General features: G+C 70.6%; 21 protein-coding genes. 5 read left to right on the top strand and 16 right to left on the bottom strand.

Features of this window, described 5'->3' with window-relative positions:
- Nucleotides 1-266: 266 nt before the first annotated feature.
- The 8 genes from ACWDA7_RS15075 to ACWDA7_RS15110 all read right to left on the bottom strand — a co-directional run bounded on the left by ACWDA7_RS15075 (nucleotide 267) and on the right by ACWDA7_RS15110 (nucleotide 12,236).
- Nucleotides 267-1,430, bottom strand: a complete 1,164-nt coding sequence (locus tag ACWDA7_RS15075) for a metallophosphoesterase family protein (protein WP_450604613.1) — start codon at nucleotides 1,428-1,430, stop codon at nucleotides 267-269.
- 438 nt (nucleotides 1,431-1,868) lie between these two features.
- Nucleotides 1,869-2,576 carry an SDR family oxidoreductase gene (locus ACWDA7_RS15080; protein WP_450604614.1) on the bottom strand — a complete coding sequence of 236 codons (708 nt, stop codon included), beginning with the start codon at nucleotides 2,574-2,576 and terminating at the stop codon, nucleotides 1,869-1,871.
- A 291-nt stretch (nucleotides 2,577-2,867) separates the two neighbouring features.
- On the bottom strand, nucleotides 2,868-3,197 hold the full coding sequence (locus ACWDA7_RS15085) for an RNA polymerase sigma factor (RefSeq protein ID WP_450604616.1): 330 nt from the start codon (nucleotides 3,195-3,197) through the stop codon (nucleotides 2,868-2,870).
- A 357-nt stretch (nucleotides 3,198-3,554) separates the two neighbouring features.
- Nucleotides 3,555-3,827: a hypothetical protein gene (locus tag ACWDA7_RS15090; protein ID WP_450604618.1), complete on the bottom strand. Its 273-nt coding sequence runs from the start codon at nucleotides 3,825-3,827 to the stop codon at nucleotides 3,555-3,557.
- 273 nt (nucleotides 3,828-4,100) lie between these two features.
- On the bottom strand, nucleotides 4,101-4,865 hold the full coding sequence (locus tag ACWDA7_RS15095) for a class I SAM-dependent methyltransferase (RefSeq protein ID WP_450604619.1): 765 nt from the start codon (nucleotides 4,863-4,865) through the stop codon (nucleotides 4,101-4,103).
- Between the two features lie 285 nt (nucleotides 4,866-5,150).
- Nucleotides 5,151-6,119, bottom strand: coding sequence for an ATP-binding cassette domain-containing protein (locus tag ACWDA7_RS15100; protein ID WP_450604620.1), 969 nt, complete (start codon nucleotides 6,117-6,119; stop codon nucleotides 5,151-5,153).
- Complete coding sequence (locus tag ACWDA7_RS15105) at nucleotides 6,116-8,935, bottom strand: hypothetical protein (RefSeq protein WP_450604622.1); 2,820 nt, start codon at nucleotides 8,933-8,935, stop codon at nucleotides 6,116-6,118. The genes ACWDA7_RS15100 and ACWDA7_RS15105 overlap by 4 nt, the downstream gene beginning before the upstream one ends.
- A gap of 1 nt (nucleotide 8,936) precedes the next feature.
- On the bottom strand, nucleotides 8,937-12,236 hold the full coding sequence (locus ACWDA7_RS15110; RefSeq protein ID WP_450604624.1) for an FtsX-like permease family protein: 3,300 nt from the start codon (nucleotides 12,234-12,236) through the stop codon (nucleotides 8,937-8,939).
- Between the two features lie 176 nt (nucleotides 12,237-12,412).
- Here ACWDA7_RS15110 and ACWDA7_RS15115 point away from each other — a divergent pair, with 176 nt between their 5' ends.
- Nucleotides 12,413-13,153 carry an ABC transporter ATP-binding protein gene (locus tag ACWDA7_RS15115; RefSeq protein ID WP_450604626.1) on the top strand — a complete coding sequence of 247 codons (741 nt, stop codon included), beginning with the start codon at nucleotides 12,413-12,415 and terminating at the stop codon, nucleotides 13,151-13,153.
- A gap of 117 nt (nucleotides 13,154-13,270) precedes the next feature.
- On the opposite strand, the gene ACWDA7_RS15120 is transcribed toward ACWDA7_RS15115, so the two are convergent.
- From ACWDA7_RS15120 to ACWDA7_RS15130, 3 genes are all read right to left on the bottom strand, one after another.
- A complete protein-coding gene (locus ACWDA7_RS15120) occupies nucleotides 13,271-13,636 on the bottom strand; it encodes a hypothetical protein (protein ID WP_450604628.1) in 366 nt (121 codons plus the stop codon).
- A gap of 26 nt (nucleotides 13,637-13,662) precedes the next feature.
- Nucleotides 13,663-14,151 (bottom strand): hypothetical protein, encoded by a 489-nt coding sequence (locus ACWDA7_RS15125; RefSeq protein ID WP_450604629.1) that lies wholly within the window; start codon nucleotides 14,149-14,151, stop codon nucleotides 13,663-13,665.
- Nucleotides 14,152-14,246: 95 nt separating this feature from the next.
- Complete coding sequence (locus tag ACWDA7_RS15130; protein ID WP_450604631.1) at nucleotides 14,247-14,903, bottom strand: TetR/AcrR family transcriptional regulator; 657 nt, start codon at nucleotides 14,901-14,903, stop codon at nucleotides 14,247-14,249.
- A gap of 140 nt (nucleotides 14,904-15,043) precedes the next feature.
- On the opposite strand from ACWDA7_RS15130, the gene ACWDA7_RS15135 reads away from it, so the two are divergent.
- Nucleotides 15,044-15,883: a patatin-like phospholipase family protein gene (locus ACWDA7_RS15135; RefSeq protein WP_450604633.1), complete on the top strand. Its 840-nt coding sequence runs from the start codon at nucleotides 15,044-15,046 to the stop codon at nucleotides 15,881-15,883.
- 180 nt (nucleotides 15,884-16,063) lie between these two features.
- Entirely contained in the window at nucleotides 16,064-16,438 is a 375-nt protein-coding gene (locus tag ACWDA7_RS15140; protein WP_450604635.1) for an HGxxPAAW family protein, read from the top strand.
- Nucleotides 16,439-16,613: 175 nt separating this feature from the next.
- Here the strand turns inward: ACWDA7_RS15140 and ACWDA7_RS15145 are convergent, their stop codons facing one another.
- Both ACWDA7_RS15145 and ACWDA7_RS15150 read right to left on the bottom strand, forming a co-directional pair.
- The gene (locus ACWDA7_RS15145; protein WP_450604637.1) at nucleotides 16,614-17,168 is read right to left on the bottom strand and encodes a GNAT family N-acetyltransferase; all 555 of its coding nucleotides are present in this window, start codon (nucleotides 17,166-17,168) and stop codon (nucleotides 16,614-16,616) included.
- Nucleotides 17,169-17,409: 241 nt separating this feature from the next.
- Nucleotides 17,410-17,859 (bottom strand): hypothetical protein, encoded by a 450-nt coding sequence (locus tag ACWDA7_RS15150; RefSeq protein WP_450604638.1) that lies wholly within the window; start codon nucleotides 17,857-17,859, stop codon nucleotides 17,410-17,412.
- A 173-nt stretch (nucleotides 17,860-18,032) separates the two neighbouring features.
- Between ACWDA7_RS15150 and ACWDA7_RS15155 the strand changes: the two genes are divergently transcribed.
- Both ACWDA7_RS15155 and ACWDA7_RS15160 read left to right on the top strand, forming a co-directional pair.
- On the top strand, nucleotides 18,033-18,242 hold the full coding sequence (locus ACWDA7_RS15155) for a hypothetical protein (RefSeq protein ID WP_450604640.1): 210 nt from the start codon (nucleotides 18,033-18,035) through the stop codon (nucleotides 18,240-18,242).
- 355 nt (nucleotides 18,243-18,597) lie between these two features.
- Nucleotides 18,598-19,218: a DUF4328 domain-containing protein gene (locus ACWDA7_RS15160; protein ID WP_450604642.1), complete on the top strand. Its 621-nt coding sequence runs from the start codon at nucleotides 18,598-18,600 to the stop codon at nucleotides 19,216-19,218.
- A 90-nt stretch (nucleotides 19,219-19,308) separates the two neighbouring features.
- On the opposite strand, the gene ACWDA7_RS15165 is transcribed toward ACWDA7_RS15160, so the two are convergent.
- The 3 genes from ACWDA7_RS15165 to ACWDA7_RS15175 form a co-directional block, all read right to left on the bottom strand.
- The gene (locus tag ACWDA7_RS15165; protein WP_450604644.1) at nucleotides 19,309-20,598 is read right to left on the bottom strand and encodes a PP2C family protein-serine/threonine phosphatase; all 1,290 of its coding nucleotides are present in this window, start codon (nucleotides 20,596-20,598) and stop codon (nucleotides 19,309-19,311) included.
- 8 nt (nucleotides 20,599-20,606) lie between these two features.
- On the bottom strand, nucleotides 20,607-21,275 hold the full coding sequence (locus tag ACWDA7_RS15170; protein ID WP_450604646.1) for a PAS domain-containing protein: 669 nt from the start codon (nucleotides 21,273-21,275) through the stop codon (nucleotides 20,607-20,609).
- 499 nt (nucleotides 21,276-21,774) lie between these two features.
- Nucleotides 21,775-22,266: a YfbM family protein gene (locus ACWDA7_RS15175; RefSeq protein ID WP_450604648.1), complete on the bottom strand. Its 492-nt coding sequence runs from the start codon at nucleotides 22,264-22,266 to the stop codon at nucleotides 21,775-21,777.
- Nucleotides 22,267-22,368: the final 102 nt, after the last annotated feature.

A 22,368-nucleotide genomic window follows, 5' to 3' on the forward strand; every position in this document is an offset into this window, starting at 1 on the left:
AGTGACCGTTCTCGGGCCGTCCCCAGGCCGTCCCCGAGCCGTGCGAGGTCGGCCGAGGGTGGCCAACAACGACAGAAGCCCACGGCATCCGAACTGGTCAGAGCCGTGGGCTTGTTCTGTCTCGCGGGTCAGCCCGATGGCCGATCAGTACACCGGCGCCTGATCAGAGCCGGGTTATCGGTCTCCTTGGCGTGTGCCACCAACGCCCCTTCCGTCCAGATGGGGACGTCGGGGATTGGTGTGAGGGAAGGGTCGGTCCTGGGGCCTCACTTGCAGGTGCCGCTGCCTGAGTCGCTGTACTGCAGCGCCGTGGAGTCGAAGCCGGGGCCGGGCAGGACGGGCTTGTAGTCCCAGCTGTAGCTGTGGGACTTGAGAGTGAGCTTCATGACGCCGAAGGCGCTGGCCTGGGCGGTGACCACATTGGAGTTGTCGTAGTTGCCCGGCGTGCCGGCGAGGGTGTCGATGGCCTCGCCGCCGGAACCGACGATGAACTCCGGGATGCCGTGGGTCGGGTCGGACTGCCCGGCCGGGTTCATCGGACGCAACCGGGCGTACGCGTGCTCGTGGCCGTTGAGGATGAGCGTGGCGTGGCGCTGGTAGAGAAGCTTCCACCATGCGTCGGTCGCAGCACCCTCGGTGCCGCCGGCGCCCGGCGCGGACGCGGGCACCGTGGCGGTCGAGGCCGCCGTGGCGCTGAAGGTCGGCTGGTGCCAGTACGCGATCGTGCACGGCCGCGTGTTGGTGGCCAGGTCCTGCGAGAGCCACTGGGTCTCCTGGCCGAGGAGGCCGTTGCCCGTCGTGGAGCAGTCGTGCTTGAACGTGTCGGAGTCGCACTCGGCGTTGAGCGAGATGATGTGCCAGTTGCCGAGGTTGTAGGAGTACCACCCCTGGTTGTCGGCGGTGTCGTCGCCGGCCTGGCCCTGGGTGTTCGGCGTGCCGGCCTGGTCGTGGCCGTTGAAGTAGCCGAAGTAGCCGACACCGTTCTGCCCGGCCTCGTTGTCGCCCTTCTTGGTGTACGGGTAGTACTCGTGGTTGCCCGGCGCCGGACGCTCGAGCATCTTCAGGCCGCCCCATGCCTGCTCGAAGGACTGCTCGAAGTCGGTCAGCTTGCCGACCTGGTACTGCTCGTCGCCCAGCAGTGCCACCGCATCGGGGTGCATGTCCGTGGCTTGCTTCGCCGTGGCGAACTCGGCGCTCATGCCGCCCAGAGTCGGGCTGCCGCACTTGAGCGACGTCGGAGTGGTGGCGTTCTCGGCGTCGTCGGGCTCGCAGGCGATGTCGCCGACAGTCGCCAGGGTGTACGACGCCGCACTGTGGTGGGCGTAGGGCCAGTCGTTGTCGCTCTGGTTCGCGGCGGCGACGGCGGTGCCGGTGACCGCGAGGACGATCAGACCGACAGCTGCGGCGGAGACCTTGGTGGCGCGTCTCATGTGCGTGTCCTTCCAACTGGAGGAGTGGCCAGGCACGTTAGGCAGTCGATCTGGCAGTTGCTACATACACGCTCTGACGACTCGGTGAACTCCGTCCGTGGCGGGGCGACTGCGCCAGCCCTCTGAGGCATGAGGCATGATTGGTCCTGGTCACCAAAGGTGTCCCACCACAGCGGGCGAGGGTCCACAGCTCGAACCTCCAGCGGATCAGGGACGCGACCAGGCCCCTCCTGGCAGCACCCATAGAGATCTGACCGGTGGAGAGCGTCCCCCTCGGCGACCCCGACAAGAGCGTGAACCAGTAGCAAACGACTGTCTGAGCCGTCACAGCAGAGCGTGTCGATGCGGTATACACACGGCACCGCCATCAACCCCCGTGTGAACAGCCGGGCCTGCCCTCCGGTGTCGAAGTACTCGATCGCCGTGCCCGCTTCTCGGTCAGCCGACGCTGGCGCCGCCGTCGACGCGCAAGGTCTGGCCGGTGATGAACGCGGCGTCTTCGGAGAGCAGGAAGCAGACTGCGGCGGCCAGTTCGCGGGGTTGACCCAGGCGACCGAGCGGAACACCGGCGACGTAGCGGGCTTCACCGGGCGATCCGGGCGGGTTGTGCTGGCGGAACAGTTCGGTTTCCGTCGGACCGGGAGCGACCGAGTTGACGGTGATTCCCTCGCCGGCGAGTTCGCCGGCCCAGGCGCGAGTGCAGAAGTCCAGCGCTGCCTTGGCGGCTCCGTACGAGGTTCGCTCGGGCAGGCCGAGGGTGACGAGGCTGGTGACGTTGACGATGCGACCCCAGCGCTGCTCGGCCATTCCGGGCAGAACTGCCTGGGTCAGTTGTACGGCGGTGCGGACGTTCAGGTCGTAGACGGTCAGCAGGTCGTTCAGGTCCACTTCGGGCAGCAGGGCGGGGCGGACGATCCCGACGTTGTTGACCAGGGCGTCGACGGTGCCGCGCTGCAGGATGTCGTCGAGGGTGCGCGCGGTGGCGGTGCGATCAGCGAGGTCCACGGTGTAGAACTCACCGGGGAATTCCTGTGGAGCGGAGCGGGCCAACCCGATCGGATGGTGGCCGTTGGCGTTCAAACGATCGGCCACCTCACGGCCGATGCCTCGTGACGCGCCGGAGATCAGCACTCTTCTGGAAGACACGGCTTCGGACTCCTCAGGGATTCGCGGGGCGGGGCCGAACCTGCGAGCCAATGCGCGGAGGTGAACTGGTTAAAGGGCCGTATCCCACGGTTGTCTGCGAGGCGGGACGTGCTGCGCCGGCACGCCGTGCTGCGTCGCGACGGGCCACGTCCCCTGTTGTGGTCCAGCCGTAAAGTTGTCCCTTCACATGCTGCGCTGCGGGACTCGCCTACATCCAGTCAGCGTACGCCGCACCCCATCTACTGGCAGGCCGGCCTCCGGGGCATTTTCACATTTACCAAAGAGGACGTCTTATTTCTCGGCCACCAGGTCCATACGCTCCTCGGCCTGGGTCAAACCGTCGTAGCTGTCGTCGCCACCGTTCTCCATGACACGCACCGCGACAGCCGTCTGGCGGCGCTGCCCGCGGTGGGCGTTGAGCATCGCGTTGCGCGCGGTGCCGAAGAGCCACGGACGTGGGTCCTCCGGCAGCCCGCTGCGACGACGCCACGCGGCGAGGAACGTCTCACCGACGATGTCGTCCACGTTCATCGGGTGAGCACGCCGGCGGACGAACCGCAGCACGTCCTCGTAGTGAGCGCGGTAGACATCGGTGAACTCGTCCTCGCTGTCGATGGCCATGGCTTCCTCTCGCTGCTTCCGTCCCTACGTGTCCACCACCCATGACGGTGCAACGCGAGAGTTCGAAGAAATTTGCGCCGGCCCCCAGCGACTCGGACAGGGTACGCGGCAGCCGAACGACAGAGGTCGTCCCAGGTCATCGGGGGCGTCCAAGACCGCCGCAGGTGACAGCCCAAGGCGCGTGACCGGTCTCAGCAGGGAGTGACCGTTCTCAGCGGAGATCGCTTACCGCCGAGTGATCACGAACGTGTTCCGCGAAGATCCCGGTCGGGCAGATGAAGGAGGGCCACGGGTACCTGGGACACCGGTCCATGCGACAACGACACCGCGGCAGCGCCGGCGACACTCAGCGCCTGATCACGAACGATCAAGGCCCAGTGCGTCTGGAAGACCCCGGATCCAGGTGGCTCGGTCCGGCTCGTGCGAGGCCACGCGCTCCAGCGCCTCGAGGAACCGCCGGCGCTCACCGGAAGCCATCCTGCTCAGCTCAGCAGCGATGCCTTCCAAGGTGCTCAATGCCATGTGCGAGTCGTGCCCGACCTGACCGAGATCCTCCAAGGTCGCCATCGCCGTCAGAAGAGCCTTGACCACTTCGTCTCCCTGAACCACAGCCTCACCCAGCGTCGACACGATTGATCAGGAGAGGATGCTGTCATCGCGGAGGCGCCCAGGACACCACCGGTGCCAAAGCTCCGTGACTCTCTTACACAGAGCTTTCAAGGTCAACCCCGATGTGCATGGACAGCGTTGGATCGCCTGAAGCGACAACTGGCCCAACTAGCCCTCGGCCACGAGGCAGTTGACGTGATGGGTTCCTTCCATCAGGGCGCGACCCACTACGGGGACACAGCCGCCGAATCGTAGCGAACCACCGGCACACCGTCCGCAGGGTGGTGGAGTCACCTACCCGCCCGCGTGTGCCACGAGCAGCGGCTGGAAGAAACCCGTCTCCTGCGGCATCCGCCACTCGGGGTCCACAAACCCCGCGTCGGTCACGAGGCCGGCCAGCCGGTCCCGACCGAGCGCCCAGTAGGCGGTCCGGCGGACCTTGACGCGCCATTCTCCGTCAGCCGGCAGCAGTTGGAAGTGCTCCAGGTCGTAGCGCTCGCCGTCCTCGTGCCAGTGCCAGAGCTGGAAGGTGACGGTCCGTTCTCCCCCGTCCGCGGACTGGTGGACCTGTGGAGGCGCTGAAACGGGGCGGTTACGCAGCAGGTCATCGTAGGGGCGGGTACTGAGCAGCAGCAGGCCGGCGGGACGCAGTACGCGGCGCATCTCCGCCAGGGCGGCGTGGACGTCCTGCTCCGTCAGCAGATGAGGCAGGGCGTTGTCGGCGCAGACGACGGTGTCGAACTGGGCATCGCGAAACGGCAGGCGTCGCATGTCGGCGGCGGCCGTGCGCAGCGTCACGTTCCGCTGAGCGGCTTCACCGGCAGCGCGCGTCGCGGCGCGGGTGCTGAGGTCCGTCCCGATGACGCGGTGCCCGCGCAACGCCAGGCCGATGGCCTGCGTGCCGATGCCGCAGGAGCAGTCGAGCACCGACGCGCGCTCGCGGCCGATCAGACCGTCGAGGGCCTCTCCCTGCCGACGCATGCTTGCGTCCCAGTCTGCGTAGATCAGATGGTAGTCATCGGCCAGCTCGTCATAGAAATGTGCCACCGAGGTCCGCATGTCCTGAGGCTATTGGGCGTGAGGCCCAGCGCAAGGTCCCGGGCTGATTACGGTCCGGGCCCTGACGCGAGCGACGCCGGTGGTCACTGACGACTGGATGACGTCAGTCTGAGCCCGGCTGCGGAGGCCGTACTCCCCGACTTCACCGGCCCGTACGAGACGCGCCGCCGAACCGGATGCGAAGAGCGCAGGCGCCGTACCCCCGACGGCATTGCGCACCTCGTCAGCGTCACCGACGCCGCAACTCGGAGACACCCCCCGAGGGCAACCGGGCACCGCTACGGGCTACGGCGTCTCGTCGGGCCGCACCGTGATGTGGTCGGGCTCCAGTTCCAGCAGGACGCGCTCGCGGATCTCCAGGGCCTGGGTGAAGTCACGCGGCAGTTGGAGGCGGCCGGCGCGGTCCACGGTGGCGTACTCGCGGGCCGTGGTCGTGGTGCGCCCCTGGTCGTCGGTGGTGGTGCGGCGCAGGACCTCCGAGGCCGTGCGGCCGTCGCGGATGGCGACGGTGCGGTCGACCGCGGAGGCGACGGCGGTGTCGTGGGTGACCAGGACGACCGTCGTGCCGAGTTCCTCGTTGACGGTGCGGAAGGTGGCGAAGACCTGCTCGGCGGTGGCGGAGTCGAGCTGGCCCGTGGGCTCGTCGGCGAGGACCAGGGCCGGGTGGTTGGCCAGCGCCACGGCGATGGCGGTGCGCTGCTGCTCGCCGCCCGACATCTGATCCGGACGCCGGTCGCGGCAGTGGGCCACGCCGGTCATCTCCAGAAGCTCAGCGGTGCGGTCGGCGCGCTGCCGCCTGCCCTTGACGATGCCGCCGAGGCGCATGGGCAAGGCCACGTTCTGGGCGGCCGTGAGGTAGGGCAGCAGGTTGCGCGCCGTCTGCTGCCAGACGAAGCCCACCACTTCGCGCCGGTAGCGCAGCCGGGAGCTGCTGTCCATGGCCAGCAGGTCGAAGCCCGCGACCGAGGCGCCGCCCGCGGTGGGGACGTCCAGGCCCGCCAGGATGTTCAGGAGCGTGGACTTGCCGCTGCCCGAAGCGCCGACCAGGGCCATGAGTTCGCCCTTCGCGACCAGCAGGTCCAGCCCCTGCAGGGCCTGCACCTCCCCTCCCTGGCCGGCGAAGATGCGCACGAGGCGGTCGCACACGATCAGCGCGTCGTGGCCGTGAGCGGGTTGCTCCCGCTGCTGCGCGACGCGCCGCTCCAGGTCGGCGAGCGTGAGCTCGTCCGGCGCCGCCGAGGTCTGTTCCGTCATGTCTGGTCCCCCATCCTCAGGTTCGCGCCTTCGCCGCGCCGTCCGGTCAGCCACGCCTGGGCCGCGAGCACGGCGCACGCCACGGCCAGCAGTCCCGCCGACGGCAGGACGAGTGCGAGCGGGTCGGTGTCCAGCACCACCGCCGGCACATCGGCCATCGGCGGCCGGCTGGTGAAGGCCAGAGCGGTCAGGTCGACCCCGGGCCGCAGCAGCGGGACCACGGCGAGACCGGTGAGCATGCCGCCGACCGCCCCGAGCAGGATCTGCGGCAGCATGTCGAGCACGGCGAGCCACTGACGCTGGCGCGCCTGCATGCCCATGGTGCGCAGCCGGGCCAGCGCGGTACGGCGCTGCGGTGAGCTCTGCAACAGGAAGAGCAGCAGGGCCAGGGCGCAGTAGCCGCCGCCAGCCGCGACCACCGCCAGATACACGCGCTGGGCACCGGACTGGAGCGCGGTGGCCTTCAGAGCCGCCCGCTCCTGTGACCGAAGCTTGACGGTCAGTCGGGCCGACGCCTGGTGAGCGGTGGTGCGCAGGGCCGTGCCGTCGACGTGGTCGCCGGTCACGTACAGCGCCGTGGGGTCCAGAGCGGACGCCTCCAGCCAGTCGGGATGGGCACGTGCCACGGCCTTCGTCGACACGATGACGAAGTTCCGGCCGTCCGGCACCACGGCGGCGGCGTCCCTTGTCGCCACAGCCCGCACGTCGAAGGGGCCGGCGGACGTCTGCATGGTGATCGGGTCGCGGCCGAACTCCGTTGCCAGCCGTGGGGACACCACCGCTGCGAGCGCGCCCGCACGGCGACCGTCCAGCACCGCCGCCGGGAAGTGGCCGTCCACGCCCGTCACCGCGGCGAGCCGCGCATAGGACCCGGGGTCCACCATGAGCAGGTCGTACGTGATCCCACCGCGCTCCGTGTGCTGATCGGCATCGATGCGGACGGCCGCCACGTCGCGCACGCCGCCGAGGCGGTGGACGCGTTCCGCAAGACCGGACGGCAGGGCGGCCGGCGCCTCGATGCTGGCGTCCGCGCCGACGGCCGCGAGGGCCGCCCGGTCCCGCCCGGCGGCCACCCCGGACAGGACCGCACCGCCGAACGAGGTCACGGTGAGCGCCACCAGGACGGCGAGCAGCGGCAGCGTGGCCGTGGCGGGAGCACGGCCGGCGCGCGCCACGCCCAGGGGGAGGACCGCTCCCCGGAGGCGAGCCGCGGGCCGGGCGAGCAGCCGTAGCGGCAGCGGATACAGCCGGAGCAGCACCACTGCGGCGACCACCGCGACGAGGACGGGAGCGGCCGCGGTGAGCAGGTCGAGACCGCCGTCCGCCGTACCGCGGCGGCGCAGCGCCAGCACGGCGCCGGTCACGACGAGGACGACGGTCAGCTCGGCCACGGTGCGGCGCCGCGAGGGGCGGGCGCGCACGAGGTCCTCCGGCTCGCCCGGGCGCACGGCGCGGACGGAGAGCAGGGCACGTAGGGGCGGAGCCAGCGACGCGACGGCCGCGACCCCACTCGCCGCCCATACGGCGGCCGTGGAGCGCTGCGTCGGAATCAGCAGCAGGGCGAGGACCAGTCCGGCGGCCGCGGACGGCACCGCCGTGAGGGTGCTCTCACCGAGCAGACGCACCGCCAGGCCGCGCAGGCCCGCTCCGCGGGCGCGCATCAGCGTCAGCTCCGTGCGCCGCCGGGCGGCGGCCAGTTCGCCGGCCATGAGAAGCACGATGACGGCGACCGTCCCGACGCCGACCGCCGCGACCATGATCAATGGCTCGGTGGCAGCCCGTTCCCTTCCGAACGGCTCCACGAGGGTGGCCAGACCCTCCTCCTGGACGGTGAACCCGCGCAGCCCGGTCAGTTGCTGGAGCCGCGCGGCCTGCGGGCCGCTGGTGAGCGAGGTGACACGGTCCACCACGGCGGAGGCGTTGCGCGCGGTCAGGGCGTCGGTGTCGGCGGGGTGGTGCCAGTAGGTGGTGACGCCTTCGTGCAGGCCGAGTAGGGCGCTCGCGGCCCTTTGGTCGACGAGGGCGGTGAAGTGCCAGTAGAACTCGGGGTCCTGGCGGGGCTTGCCGGGCACAGTGGACAGCTTCGGCGCCTGGAGGTCCGGCTCCGCGTTCCAGTAGGAGGCCTCGGCGTGTTGGGGCCGGACGACGCCCGTGATCCGCACCGTCAGCTTGGCTCCGCCCGCTTCGGCGAGATGGACCACGGAACCCGTGCGCAGACGCATGATGTGCGCCGTGCGCTCGGTGACGGCCGCCTCGACGCTGCCGGCGCCGGAGCCCGGCCGGGGCAGTCGTCCGTCCACGACGCGCGTGAAGCGGTCGAGGTCCGGTTGGGCGACGAGGGTGGCCTGCGGGTCGATGTGCCGGATCGGCCGGGGCAGGTACGGATCCGTGGCGGGCACGGCCTGAGCCGTCCGCACGCCGTAGACGGTCTGCCGCCCGTCCAGAGCGAGGGGCGGGCGTACGACGCTCTGGAACGTCGATTCGGTCGAGGCCAGGGACCGGGGGGTGACGAGGGACCTGGCGTCGTAGGGGAAGGACAGCCACGACACGTCCAGCGACGCCGTGACGCTGCGATGGGCCACGCTCGCCCGCGCCACGATGTCGCGCAGGGCGGAGTCCTCCTGGACGTCGATCGCGCGGGGCAGCGCCGCCGCGAGGAACGCGGTGACCAGAACCAGCAGCGACAAGGCCAGCGTGGCGCCGGGTGCCGCGCGCAGACGGGTGCGTATCCAGGGGGCGTCGGCCGAGGGTGCGGTGCCGGTGGGCGCGGTGCCGCTTCCGGCGTACGTGGGCCGGCGGCGCGGGAGGGCGGGCATGTCATTCACCTCCCTGGCGGCGCAGGGCCTGGGCCGGTTCGCCGGACCGCAGGGCCGTCAGTACGACCACGAGCAGCGGTACCGCCGTCACCGCGATCAGCAGCCGTGCCACCGGGCCCGCGGGCAGCTCGACACGGAGGGCCGGGAGCGGACGGGCCGCCTGCGCCGTGAGGACGATCAGCGGTACGACGAGGCGCGTGAGCAGAACGCCCAAGGCCACGCCCACGGCCACCGCGACGGCCAGCAGCAGCCCCTGCTCGGCGGCGGCCCCACGGGCCAGCGAGCGCCGGGAGGCGCCCAGGGCCCGCAGTACCGCCTGTTCGTCCGCACGCTCCCGGTACGCGCCGACCGCCGCGACGGCGCAGCCCACGGCGGCCAGCACCGCCGCGGCCACCACCGCTGCCGGGAGGCCCGCCTGCGGGCCCGCACCGAGCGGGTCGGCCTTGAGTCTCTCCCGCTCCTCGTCCTGGACGAGCACGGAGGCGGCATCGGCACGGCCGCGCAGCACCGTCGCCACACGGGAGGCGGCGCCGTGGTCCGTGGCGAGCCACCACTCGTCGGGCTGCAGCACCACCCCGCCGTGATCCGCCAGGGCCCGGTTCACGGCGCGCAGGTCGAGCAGCAGGGCACCGCCGTCATCGGTGGCCGGCGGCACGACCGTGGGCAGGGCGCGTACGGCCGCGGTGACGCGGACCGTCAGCGTCGTACTGCCCAGGTTGACGTCCGCCGTCTGGCCCACATGCGTACCCGTGGCGCGGAGGAAGGCATCGGTGGCGAGCGCGGCCGGTACGGGGACGGCGGCGGTGTCGGCCCGCAGGACGAGCTCTCCGGTCATGACCCCACTCGGATCCTGCGGCGACGACTCGTGCCCGGTGCCGTATCTGACGGAGAGCGGGGCCGCGGCGGTGGAGCGGGACGCCGTGGCCCGCGGCGCGGAGGCACCCGGGATAGGGGTCAGCACGCGGGCGCCCCAGACGGCACCGGCCGGCACCGGGACGGCGCGTGTGCGTCCGTCGGTCAGGACGGCGTTGAGTCCGGTGACCGTCAGACGGTGCTCCTCGGCGTGTCGCGGAAGGCGGTAGCCGGCGTTGATGCCGGTCAGCCGCAGCGGGCCGGCGGGGGCAGCGCCCTGGGCCCGGCCGGACTCGGCGGCGAAGTCCGCCGTCAGCACGTGCGGGCGGCCGTCGGGGGGCAGCGTGCCGAGGGGGAAGGTGTACGGGACGCCGTACCGGTCCGTGACGGTGGCGATGAGACGCGGGGCGACCGTGCTCCGAGGCGAGGTGCCTGCCGGGCCGAGCACCTCGAGGCGCGCGGTGATCCTCAGCCGGCCGGCGTTCTCCGGCAGTACGAAGCCCGCAGATCTGCCCTGCGCCTGCGCACCGGAGTGGAGGGGCCCGAGCAGCCGGCGCGGTGAGCGGTCCGCCAGGTCGTCGCGCCAGTGGAGCACCCCGGCCGCGGCCTCGGTGTCCATGGCCAGCACGGTGGCGTCGCGGTCCTGGGGCAGGGAGACCTGGGTGCGGACAGCGGGGGCGGCGGCCACGACGCCGGGAACGCCGTCGTAGACCCCACCCTGGGCGAAGGACGGGGTGGACGAGTCGGCCACGCGGAGGTCCGCGCCGACCGCGAAGTCGGCTTGATCGCGCTGGGAACGCGCCCAGCTGGCGTACTCGCCGGTCGCGAACACCCCCATCGCCACGGCGAGCACCACCAGCAGCACCGGGCCCGCTCCCCGTCCGGGCCGGCGGGACAGCTGCCAGCCGGTGAGCGCCGTCGCCAGTCCGCGAGTGCCGGCGGCCCGCCGCTCACCGAGCCGGGCCGCGAGCGGCAGCAGCCGCAGGGCCAGCACCGCGCCCGCGCACAGGCAGAGCGCCGGCGCGGCCACGAGCACCGGATCGACCCCCAGGGCGCCGCCCGTGTCGACCGTCAGGACTCCGGAGCCCGAAGCGCGGCGGGACAGCTGCCAGTAGGCCAGCACCGCGACGACGACGAGCGCCACGTCGGCCCCGGCCTTCACGATCCCGGGCAGCTTGTCCCGGCGCCGGCCGGTGTTCCGCTCATCGACGTACGTGCCGGAGCGGCGCAGCGCCGGGCCCACGACGGCGAGCGCGCAGACCAGCGCGGTGACGGCGGCCACGGTCCAGGTCCCGGCCGGTGAGCCGTCGAGCCGCACCTGCGCGCGGGCCAGCGGGCCGTGGCCGGCCAGCAACCGCAGCAGCGGGCCCGCGAGCAGGGGCGCCACCACGACCCCGGGCAGCGCGAGCAGCAGGGCTTCGACCGCCGCGAGCCCCGCCACGCGGGCGCGGGAGGCGCCACGGGCCCGCAGCTGCGCGATCTCGCCTGCCCGCTCCCCGGCGAGCAGGCCGGCCACCAGGAGCAGTGCGAAGGCAGCCAGGAGCACCACCTGCAGCGTGCTGATCAACACCGTGGACCGGCTCACCAGGAGCGTGCGGCGCAGGTCCGTCAGCAGATCCGGCAACTCGCTGTGGGCTCTGACGGATCCGTTCGTCGACCGATTCAGGTCATGCAGCGTCTGCTGCATGCTGTGCCGCAGACGGTCCATGCGCGCCGTGGTCATGGCGGAGAAGTCCGCGCGGGCCTGCCAGGACATGTGGTCCGGTGCGACGGCCCCGGAGGTGAAGGCGCCGGGGTCCGCAAGCATCGGGCCGTACGTGGTGAACGACAGCGTCCGCACACCCCGGCCGCTCAGCGGGTCGAGCCGCCAGTACAGGTCGGTGCGGTCGACCGGCCGGTACAAGCCCGTCACCCGTACGTGCAGCGGCCGGCCGTCGCGCCGGTCGCTGAGGGTGATGCGGTCCCCGGTGTGCAGGCCCAGCGCCCGGGCGGCCTGTTCGGGCAGGGCGACGGGAACCGGGCGTCCGGCCTCGGGCGGGCCGGGACGGGTTCCGCCGGTCAGCGTGACCCGCGAGGGGTCGAGGGTGGCCAGCAGCGTCAGATCGGGGTCGGCGTCAGGGGAGGTGCCGACTGCGCGGGGCAGGCCGTAGGAAGCGGACTGGATGCTGGCGGCCACCCGTACCGGCATGCTGTCGAAGGCTGCAGGAACGGTCCTGCGCACGGCTGTGTCGAGTGCGGCCCGGTTGGTCGGAGTGACATCCGCGTTGGCCTCGACCAGGGTGCGCGCGGCCGCCTGGTCCTGCAGGGCACGCTGCAGCCCGGCGTCCCCGACCGCTCCGCTGAACGCCGCGAGCGATGCCAGTACGCAGGTGGTGAGCACCACACAGAGCAGCGCGGCTCCCAGCAGCAGCCAGTGCGCGCGTGCGCGCAGCAACACGAACCCCGTCAAAACTCTCCCCGCCACCGTCCCGCGCACCCACGCAGAGGTACGCAGCCGGCCCCGTCCCCCGGCGAAGCCTTCCCTGTTCTCCCTTTTGTCGCTGCGGTCATGAGAACACGAGGCACAACGTACCCGTCCGTCAGGGGTCTGTCAGGTGATCCACAGGCGCGATTATGCTGACCGCCATGAGCGAACGGGTGCTGGACCGGGCGGACGGCCCGACGGGGGGTGAACCGGCACTACCGGACGGCAACATGGTCACGGTTCACCAGGTCACGCGGACCTACGGCCGCAGGGACACCGCTGTGCGCGCCCTGCGCGAGGTGTCGTTCGCTGTGCCGCGCGGAGAGCTCGTGGCGCTCAAGGGGCGCTCCGGTTCCGGCAAGACCACCCTGCTGAACGTGGTCGGCGGACTCGACCGCCCGGACTCCGGCAGCGTGCGCGTCGCCGGGACCGAACTGGTGGGCCTCGGCGAGAAGGAACTGCTCGAACTGCGCCGCGACCACATCGGCTTCGTCTTCCAGTCCTTCGGCCTGCTGCCCGTCCTCACCGCGGCGGAGAACGTCGGTGTCCCGCTGCGCCTGCACAGGACCGAGCGCCGCGAACGCGAGGACCGCGTCGCCCTGCTGCTCAGCCTGGTCGGCCTCGAGGACCACGCCGCCCAGCGCCCCGGCGAGCTGTCCGGCGGTCAGCAGCAACGCGTCGCCATCGCCCGCGCCCTCGCCAACCGCCCCTCCCTCCTCCTCGCCGACGAACCCACCGGACAGCTCGACGCGGAGACCGGCCGCTCCGTCATGGAACTGCTGCGCGCGGTCGTCCACAGCCAGGCCGTCACCGCCCTCGTGGCCACCCACGACCCCCAGCTCCTGGCCATCGCCGACCGTGTCCTGGAACTACGCGACGGGCAGATCGTCCCGGAGGGGTGAACACGGGCGGCCCGGCGCAGGCCGGCGATCGCCGGAGACCGCTGGGACGGCGGGCTTTCCCACGAACTTCTGGCGGCTGCGACCGGACGGGCGGCCGCTCCACCGCACTGGCGTTCCTTACGAGAGCCTTCTCCCCACGGCCGCCGTGGCAGGCTCGCGGTCCTTGCACCGCCACCACTCTTCGATGTTCGCCGAGATGATCAGAGCCACAGTTCTGAGGTCGGCCTCCTGCGCGTCGTCGCCCAAGAGGTCTCTGGCGTCCTCGTCGAAGTCCAGGCTCAGCAGCCACCGCTGCGGAGCTCCGTCCGGCGGGGTGACAGAGACCTCGAGTGCCAGGAAGACACGCTCCACTGCGGCCTCCCCTTCACCCAGGGTCCTCCGTGTCAGTCGCATCTGATCGGCACGCATCGGGACGGCGTACGTGGACTCGTACTCACCGAGCAGTTCGCGCAACCGGTCCCGTGTGTCCGGTGTGAGGATCATGGTGCCCCCTCAGCAGGCGGGGCGCCTCAGCGGCCGCACGCCCGGACGGCAAGCGCGCTCGGTGGGATTCCCAGCATGTCCAGTCGGGAGAGGAGTTCTGCTTCCTGCTCCCGAGTGACGGTAATCCACAGTGTGGTTCCCGAGTCACTGGCGCTGAAGACCAGCCGGCCTCGCCACCAGCCCTCGGCGTTGATCGTGTGCGGGGCCAAGTCCGACAGAATCCTGAACTGCGCGTCGTCGCGAACGTCGATGTCGATGCCCATCCCGGGATCGGCACGCCGGGAGCGAGTGCCTTCGACGGTCGCCTCCCGGGCCAGGGACAGCACGCGTTCGTACGAGTGCAGCGCTGCGGGTGGCCAGGCATCGTCGCTGTAGCCGTCGACGTGGGCTGCGTCGATGCCGGAGCGCAGAACGCGAAGCGCCTCGCGATGAACCAGTACGACGTCCGCAGGGCTCAGTCCGCCCACGAGTACGAGTTCACGGCCCGGGCCGGCATCCTGGTCGATCGCCCGCATGACCTTCCCACACGCAGTGCGCCCCGCATCTGGGAGGAAGGCTGCCACAGCACGATCTTTGGCAGACCGGGCGAACCGCGTGAGCCAGGAACCTCTCAACGCCGCCCGTGCGGACCCAGGTTGAGCAGCACCTGGCCGAGCTGGGCGGAAGTGAGGGCCGACGTGGGCAGAGGGGGCGCGTCCGAGGGGGCGCGAAGGCCGTCGAGGAGCAGGGTGAGCGGGCGGAGCCAGGCATCCGGGTCGACCGTGGTGAGCGCGGGAACGGCCCGGCCCAGTGCCGCCAGGGCGAAGAGCAGGTCCTCTGTGGTGAGGTCCGGGCGGATGGTGCCCTGCTCCTGACCGCGCCGGAGCAGCCCGTCGATGGTTGTGCGGTTGTGGGCGTGGATCGCCTCCAGGGAGGTGACGCCTTCCAGGTTCGTGGTCATGAGGTCGTTGGTGCCGCGGTCTGCGGCCAGGCCCGCGAACACGGTTCGCAGGTACTCCGTCAGTCCCGTCCATGCGTCCTCGGCGGTTCGCGCCTGCTCGCCCGCCGCTGTGGTCTCCGTGAGCGCGCCCCGGAAGACCTCGTCGACGAGCGCGGCTCGGGTCGGGAAATGGCGATAGAGGGTCGCGTTGCCCACGCCCGCCCGCCGGGCGATTTCATCGAGCGGGGCATCCAAGCCCTGTTCGGCGAAGACCTCGCGGGCCTTGTCCGTCAGCAGCTTCCGGTTGCGCAGCGCATCGCGGCGCCCTACCGGCGAACGGTCGCCCATCGTCTTTCCCCTCATCTCACCCCCGTACCGGGGAGCACTCCCCGGTACGGATGCTATCGTCAGCCGAGTAACCGGGGAGCAGTCCCCGTTTTGTCTCCCGCGGGCGGGAGGTCCGTGGTCGTTCACGGGGAGGGGGAATCGTGTCCGACACCGCACTCGTACTCGGTGGCGGCGGACCGGTGGGCGGAGCCTGGTTGACCGGGGTGCTCGCCGGGCTCACCGAAGCCGGGATCGATCTCGGCAGCGCCGACGTCGTGATCGGCACCTCCGCCGGTGCCGTCTTCGGATCCCGTCTCCTGTCCGGCATCCCGGCCGCAGATCTGTACGAGCGCCAGCTCTCCGGGGCAGACGCGGTCCGTCTCCCGGTGACGGCGCGCCAGACAGCGCGCTTCCTCTGGGCGGCGCTCGGCCCCCGCGATCCCCAGCGGTCCGTCGAACGCCTCGCCCGGGCAGCGCTGCACGCCCCGACCGGCCCGGAGTCGGACGTCTTCGACACGGTCGGCACACTCCTGGGCGATGTGCACGACTGGCCCGAGCGAGAGCTGCGGATCACGGCGATCGACGCGCAGACCGGACAACTTGAGGTGTTCGACGCACACTCCGGAGTGACACTCCTCGAGGCCGTCGCGGCGAGCTGCGCCGTGCCCGTCGTATGGCCTCCGGTCACCGTGGCGGGCCGACGCTGGATGGACGGCGGCAGTCGTTCGACCGCCAACCTCCAACTCGCACGCGGATACCGCCGAGTGCTGGCAGTCGTGCCGATCCCCCAAGCGGTCGGGCCGCATCCGAGCGCCTCGCAGCAGGCCACGAAACTGTCGGACAACGGGGCGCGTGTGATCCTGCTGTCCCCGGACCGCGCTGCGCGCCGTGTGATGGGCCGCAACATGACGGATGACACGCGCCGGCCGGCTGCCGCCCGCGCGGGCCATGCCCAGGCCGGCGCACTGGCCCCTTCGGTAGCCGACGTCTGGCAGGGGTGACGCACGGTCAGAGCAGCGTGTACTCGGCGAGCATGTCCGCGAAGCGCGTGCAGTACGGCCCGTGGACGGCCTGCATCTGCTTGGCGCTGACTGGGACGGGGATGACACGCACGACGGATTCCTTACCCACCAAGGGACAACTGCCAGGCGTCGTTGGCGACGGCGCGGGGAGGAAGGCACATGAGCGATCACCACGATGAAGGCCACACCATCGCCGGATGGTCCGGTTTCAGCATCGCCACGGTCGGCGCAACGGTCGTCGGCGCGGGCGTCGTCGGCTGGCGCCCGGGGATCTGGCTCGGGTCGGCCATCATGGCGGCGGCGGCACTGGTCGTGTGGGTCCTGCACCTCGCGGGCTGGGGCAAGCCGCCGGGCCCGCGGCCCGCGGACCAGTGGGGCGCCTGGGTGCGGGACCGCACCGTACGCGAGGGGCACCCCGGCTGCCTCGGCTGCCGACTGGCGGGACGGCGCGGCGCCACGACCAGCACAGACGCCGCGTTCGAGCCCTCCACCTCCACCGCCCACGCGGAGGCCCCGGCCGACGCGCCCTCCTGAGGGGTACAGCCGTCTCATCGAGGGCCCGCGCCGAGTCCGGTGAGGCCGGCTGACATGCGCCACCGTGTCTGACTGTGTGATGACGCCGATGTACAGCGGGCGGGCACGTGGCACACGTCTGTGCGCCATCGCCACAGGTCAGTGCGATCGCGATCCCTGCGGGACGCGCTCCAATCTAGGCGAGCTCGATGCTGAGCTGGGCGCCCAGTTCCTGGAATCCCAAAGCGGCCGCAACCCGTCGAGAGGCGAGTGGCCGAGCACGCCACTGCGGCAGCAGTCCCGCGGCGAGTGCGTGTGCCACAGTTGCCGACGCCGTCTCCTGAGCGAGGCCTCTTCCCCGCCAGGCAGGATCGGTCAACACACTGATATGGGCGACCCGACCCGGCCAGGCTTCGTATCCGGCAGCGGCGACCACCCCACCGCCCGCGCGAATCGCGAAGGCCGGCGAGGTGATTTCCCTGAGAGCGGCCTCCCCGGCATCGTCCTCGCCCGCGGCCACCTCCAGGCTTCGCAGATCAGGATGGTCACCAGGAAGTCGCCGCACAGCCAGGGCGCCCGGGGAGGCCGACCGGAACACGTCAGGGGATGCGTAGGACAGCGTGGCGGGGCCGAGTACCCGGACTACCGGCAAGACCTCACGCACCGCGTCGGCATCGGTGACCGCCTCCACCGGCAGCGCTGCCAGTCCATCCCGAACCAAGGCTGCCGAGCGCTCGGTCGGGGCGGTCACGACCGCTGCACCGCCCAGAGACACGACGCCGACCCAGCCGGGAGGGCAAAGACTCGACGCAGGCGAGGCGACAACGCTGACGCCTCCCCGCGGTGCGAACGACACGGGCGCTGCCGCCAGGCCCTCCCACAACGCACGGGCCCTGGCCAGCAAGGGATCCACCGGCATAGTCGGATCTTGTCAGCTCAGCGCCAGGTGTCACAGAGGTGTCGGTCGGAGGTGAACGGCCATGGGTAGGGCCCTAGACACAGATCCAGCAGTACAGACGATGCCCTCGTCCGACCGCCCTGCCCGCCAAATCGGCTGCCCGGTCGAGGAACTCGGCAAGGCCGTCCGGGTTCGGCGGCGTGGAGAAGACGTCTGATGCGGCCCAATCCAGGGCAATACCTCGCAGCGACGCCCGGTCGGCCACAGCGAGCGCATCACGCAGGGCGGCCGTGAGCGACAGGCACATGAGCTGCCCGTCCTCGATCAGGGCGACCAGGTAACCGTGCCGGGGGTCGGCCTGAACTGCTTCGGCCGTCCGGCCCGTGAGGAGCACTTCGGCCGGCAGCAGGTCGAGGGTTGGGTCCATGGCATTGACATCGAACCCGTCATAGCCCGTCGCGGTCGGCTCGTCGTCATCGCGCACAACGGCACGGACCGCGTCGTCGTCGTCAGCGGCGGCGAAGTACCCGAAAAGAACGCCCATGCCGGGATCTTGGCACCCTGCACCGACAGCCGAGATCAGCCGATCCTGTCAGCCCGAACTCCCGGCCTACCAGACAAACCCCACCGGCGTGCGCTTCTAGCGCGAATCCTGTTTTCAGCCGCTGGCTCTCGCTACCGTTGAGCCGTCAGACCCAGTGCACTTCAGGAGCTCTCGTGGCCATCGTGAAGCACGCCTACGACGCGACGTTGCACAAAGGGGGAACGGTCGGAAGGCGAGGCGGCTGTTCGTGGCACGGCGAGAAGGCCTGCGCGGAACAGCCGTCCAGCAGCTACGAGACTCCGAACGGGATGATGGCTGCGTGCCCCCGCGCCGAGAGCCAGATCGAGGCCCTGTACGGGTATCCGGCAATTCGCGAGCGATAGCGTCGCCGGGCTCAGCAGGTGCTGAGTCGCGCGCCACACTCGTGGCACACGCAGCGGTCAACAGCGGGCCGGAAAGGCGAGTTTGCAGTGGTCAGGCCCATGCCGCGCACCGAAGGTCACTCGACGAGCCGACGGTCGATGATGCTTGGCGTCTGGCGCCACACGTCGTGACTTGCCGTCTGCGGCGATCCCGTCAGGGCCACGTCAGGCCCAGCAGGCGGGCCGTGACTTCCGTTCGGACCAGTGGCTAAAATCCACTGCGACCTGCGGAAAGTCCGCACAAGCGGGCCTCCGGGGGTACGACATGCGTGGAAAGGCGGCGTGGCCGCGCGGGCTCGCCCCATGGACGTGCGGCATGCTCGTCTGCTTCGCGTTGCTGACGGTGGCCACCGAGGTGGCAGGCTGGCACAAGTACCAGGTGCTACTGGCACTGCCGCTGAGGAAGTCGGACGACGGCGAGGCTCTGGTCAGGGCCGACATGTGGTTCGGGAACCTGACCGGGTGGTTGCAGGTAGTGTTCCTCGTGACCATGCTGCTGTTCATCCTCTGGCTCGACAGCATGCGCTCACTCGCAGAGACCGTTTGGCCTCAGGGACAGCGCCGCCACCGTGCTTGGGTGCTCTTCGGCTGGCTGATTCCACTGGCGCAGCTGTTCGTTCCGAAGATGTTCGTCAACGACCTGTGGGCTGCCGCCCAGCCAGAGGCGCGACGCCGTCGCGGTAACCCCCTGCTGACCGTGTGGTGGCTCACCGTTCTGGCCGCCAGCTATTGGGCCACGCTCGACTACTCGCCCCTGAAGCACGCTGTAACAGCAGACAAGGCCCGCCAGGCGCTGCGGCATGTGATGCTCAGCGATGCTCTGCACATCGGAGCCGCCGCGCTGACTATCGCCGTCGTCTGGCGGCTGAGCGGCATCCTGCACCGCGCCGTGATCGAGGGGCAGCAGCCAAGCCCCGGCGGATTCGTACAAGGATGAGGCCCGGCAAGGACGAGGCTGGATCTTAAAGCCTGTGCCGGAGTGGGCGTCGTCTTCGGCCGATCGATGGCATCCGCCGGCCTGTGGCAGTCATGTCCGTCGGATGACCAGCACCGCCACGTCGTCGAGGTGGTCGACCGCGACCGCGGCGTCGAGGACTCGGTCGGCGGTCCCCTCCGCGTCCAGTCCGTCGCGGAGTGCCTGGGCGGCCAGCGTTCCGGCTCGCTCCAGTCCGGCTTCCAGCGTGAGACGCGGTCCCTCGACCACGCCGTCGGTGACCATGACCAGGGCGCTGTCCTCGTCCAGGATGAAGGTCTCTTCGCGGTACTCGGTGTCAGGCAGGATTCCCAGGACCGGCCCGCCCGGCAGTTCGTGGATGCTGTGGCTGCCGTCCGTGCGCGGGCACAGCATCGGCACATGGCCGGCGCTGGCGCCGATGATCCGTCCGTCGCGCGGGTCGAGATGCAGCATGGTGCAGCTGGCGAATCGTGCCACGCCCATCGTGACGAGCAGTTCGTTGGCGCGCGTCAGCACGGTTGCCGGATCCGGTTCATGGGCGGCGATCGCACGTATGGAGGCGCGTATCTGTCCCATGGCTGCCGCGGCGTCCACGTCGTGCCCTTGGGCGTCGCCGATCTCCAAGGCGATCGCACCGTCGGGCATGACGAAGGCGTCGTACCAGTCTCCGCCGATGTCCAGTCCGTCCCGGCTGGGCCGGTAGCGGGCGGCGACCTCAAGGCCCGCCAGGTGCTCGGGCAGCCTGGGCAGCATGGTCTGCTGCAGCGCCGTGGCCAGCTCGACGCGCGCCTGCTGCAACCTGATGCGCCGCAGCGCCTGGCCTGCCAGGTCGGCCAGCGTGCCCATGAGGGTCCGCTCGTCCAAGGACGGCTGGTGTCCGCTGCCGAAGAACACCATCCACGCCCCGAGTGGCTGATTGCCGGTCTCGCTGAGGGGGGTGATGGAGATGCTGTAGTCGCTGCCTTGCCGGTCGATCCATGGGAATCCGGCTCCATGCGGCCGGCGGTGGACGTAGTCGTCCAGGTCGGGGATGAACTGCGCCCGGCCGCGGCGTATCGCCTCGGGCAGCGGGCTCGGCTGGTCCAGCCGCAGGCCGCGCAGGGCATCGACCTTCTCCATGGCCACCCCGGCATCGGCGCAGACGCGCAGGCGGTCGTCGTCGACGAGTGCGAGCAGGGCGCCTGCACCGCCGAAGGTCGCGGTGAGACGGGTCAGGACGACCTGGTGCAGTTCCTGTTCCGTGGCTGCGGCGATCAAGGCGGAGGAGAAGTCGGCGATCTCTTCGGCGCGCTCTCGCTCGGCACCCAGCGCGGCTTGCAGTTTCTCCCTGCGTTTTTCCTGCTTGGTGTCGTCGCGGACCATCCCGAAGATCAGTTCAGGGCCGTCATACCCCAGCCGGATCCGGCGGATCTGGGCGGCCAGTCGGTGCCAGCCATCGTGCTCGGTGAGGTACCGAAACCTGATCCAGGGGACTGGGAGGCGGTCAAGCGCATGAGGTGCCGCAGGGCCTCCCGGTCATCAGGGTGGACTCGCGAGATCACGCTGGACATGGCGACAGTGGCCTCCGGGAAGACCGCGGCCAGGGTGGGTGCGCCACCCATCCATTCCAGCCTCTGCTCCTGAGGTGAGTACATCCACAGGCCGAGGTCGTTGGCCTTTGCCGCCAGCCGGAACGGGATCAGAAGGCTGGCCAGGTCGTTTCCCGCGTCCAAGGCGTGCACCCATACCAGCCGCTCGCCACGTGCGGGATCCTCCACCGGCCGCGCCTCGATCAAGCAGGCAACGGTTGCTCCGCCCGGCCCGGGGAACTCCAGCGCCCGCATCGCGATCGTCTTCGTCCTCGCGGCGTGGGCCACGAGATTCTCGGCCAACATCTGCTGACTTTCGGGCCATAGACCACCGAAGTCACGTCCCAGACATTTCTCCACCGGCCTGCCCAGCGCGGTGGCCATCGCGGCGTTGAGATCGCGGATGCATCCGTCCGGCGTCAGCAGAGCCGCCGGCTCAGGCTCGTGAAGGAGTTCGTCCGAGGCGTCCATTCTGTGGCTCCCTGGCACATACCAAAACGACCTCTTCAGCCATGTTCGCGCATTTTGCTGTGATGTCTCGGCGAAAGGTGTGTTTGACCGCCTGCACCGAGTGACGATGGCGAGCAGCCCGCTGGAAACGGAGGACGGGCAGCCCGGTGAAGAGGGGCAGTGAGCCTGGCTGCGGCACGGCCCACGCCGCCGGCCAGCTCCAGTTGTACGGGGTCGACCGGGTCTTGGCGCAGGGCGGTGGACATGTGTCACTGGGGTCGCCCCCACCTCGCGCGTCACGAGACCGTCCGTACGGCCGTGAGCGGGTGGGCAGTTGAGGTCGCGGACGCCTCAGTGCGGTCGGTGTTTGCGGTGCTCGCCGTCTACGTCGAGTCGAGCCGCGAGCACGGGATCACCGCGTAGCTGGACCGGTGCTGCGTCCAGGCTTGCGGTGCGCGCGGCGCTGAAGATCAGGTCCCTTCGTCGCACCGCCGCAGTCTCGTCCAGACGCGGCCCCGGTCTACTGGTCCACCGTGAAGATCACCGCTCGGCCGTTCTGCGCCGCCGTACGGTAGAAGTCCTGGAGTCCGGGCAGGAAGGCCTGGGTGTAGGCGATGTCGTCCGCGTCAGCGACGCCCTGGTAGTCGGCGAACGTGAGCGTGGCGAAGCGATCGCGCAACCACTGCGCGCCGAGGGGTTCGAGCGCGGACGCGACGTCGCGGACCTGATCCGGGTCGACGTAGCAGACGATGTAGTCGTCGCCGCCGTACAACGGCACGCCGCCCAGGATGACGTGCGACAGCGGGAACTCGCCGTTCTCGAAGGACAGATCGCCGTCCGTGAAGCAGCGGTGCAGCGCGTCCCAGGACTTGTCGAGCTCGCAAAGATGGTCCATGTCCCAGTGTTCTTCGATCTCCTCGACGAGTTCCATCACCTCGTCGTCCTCCCGGCACGCCAGGAGACGTTCAGTGTCTTTGGCATCCAGGGCGAAGAGCACTCCGCGCGCAGCCATCGTGTCCTCCCACCGATACGAAGAATCGCTCGGTGTGAGCGAACCACACGCCCCCGGCGGAGAGCCGGTCAGGGTCGACGATCGGCCGGCCTGCTGTTTCGG

This window comes from Streptomyces sp. NPDC001156 (assembly GCF_053598275.1).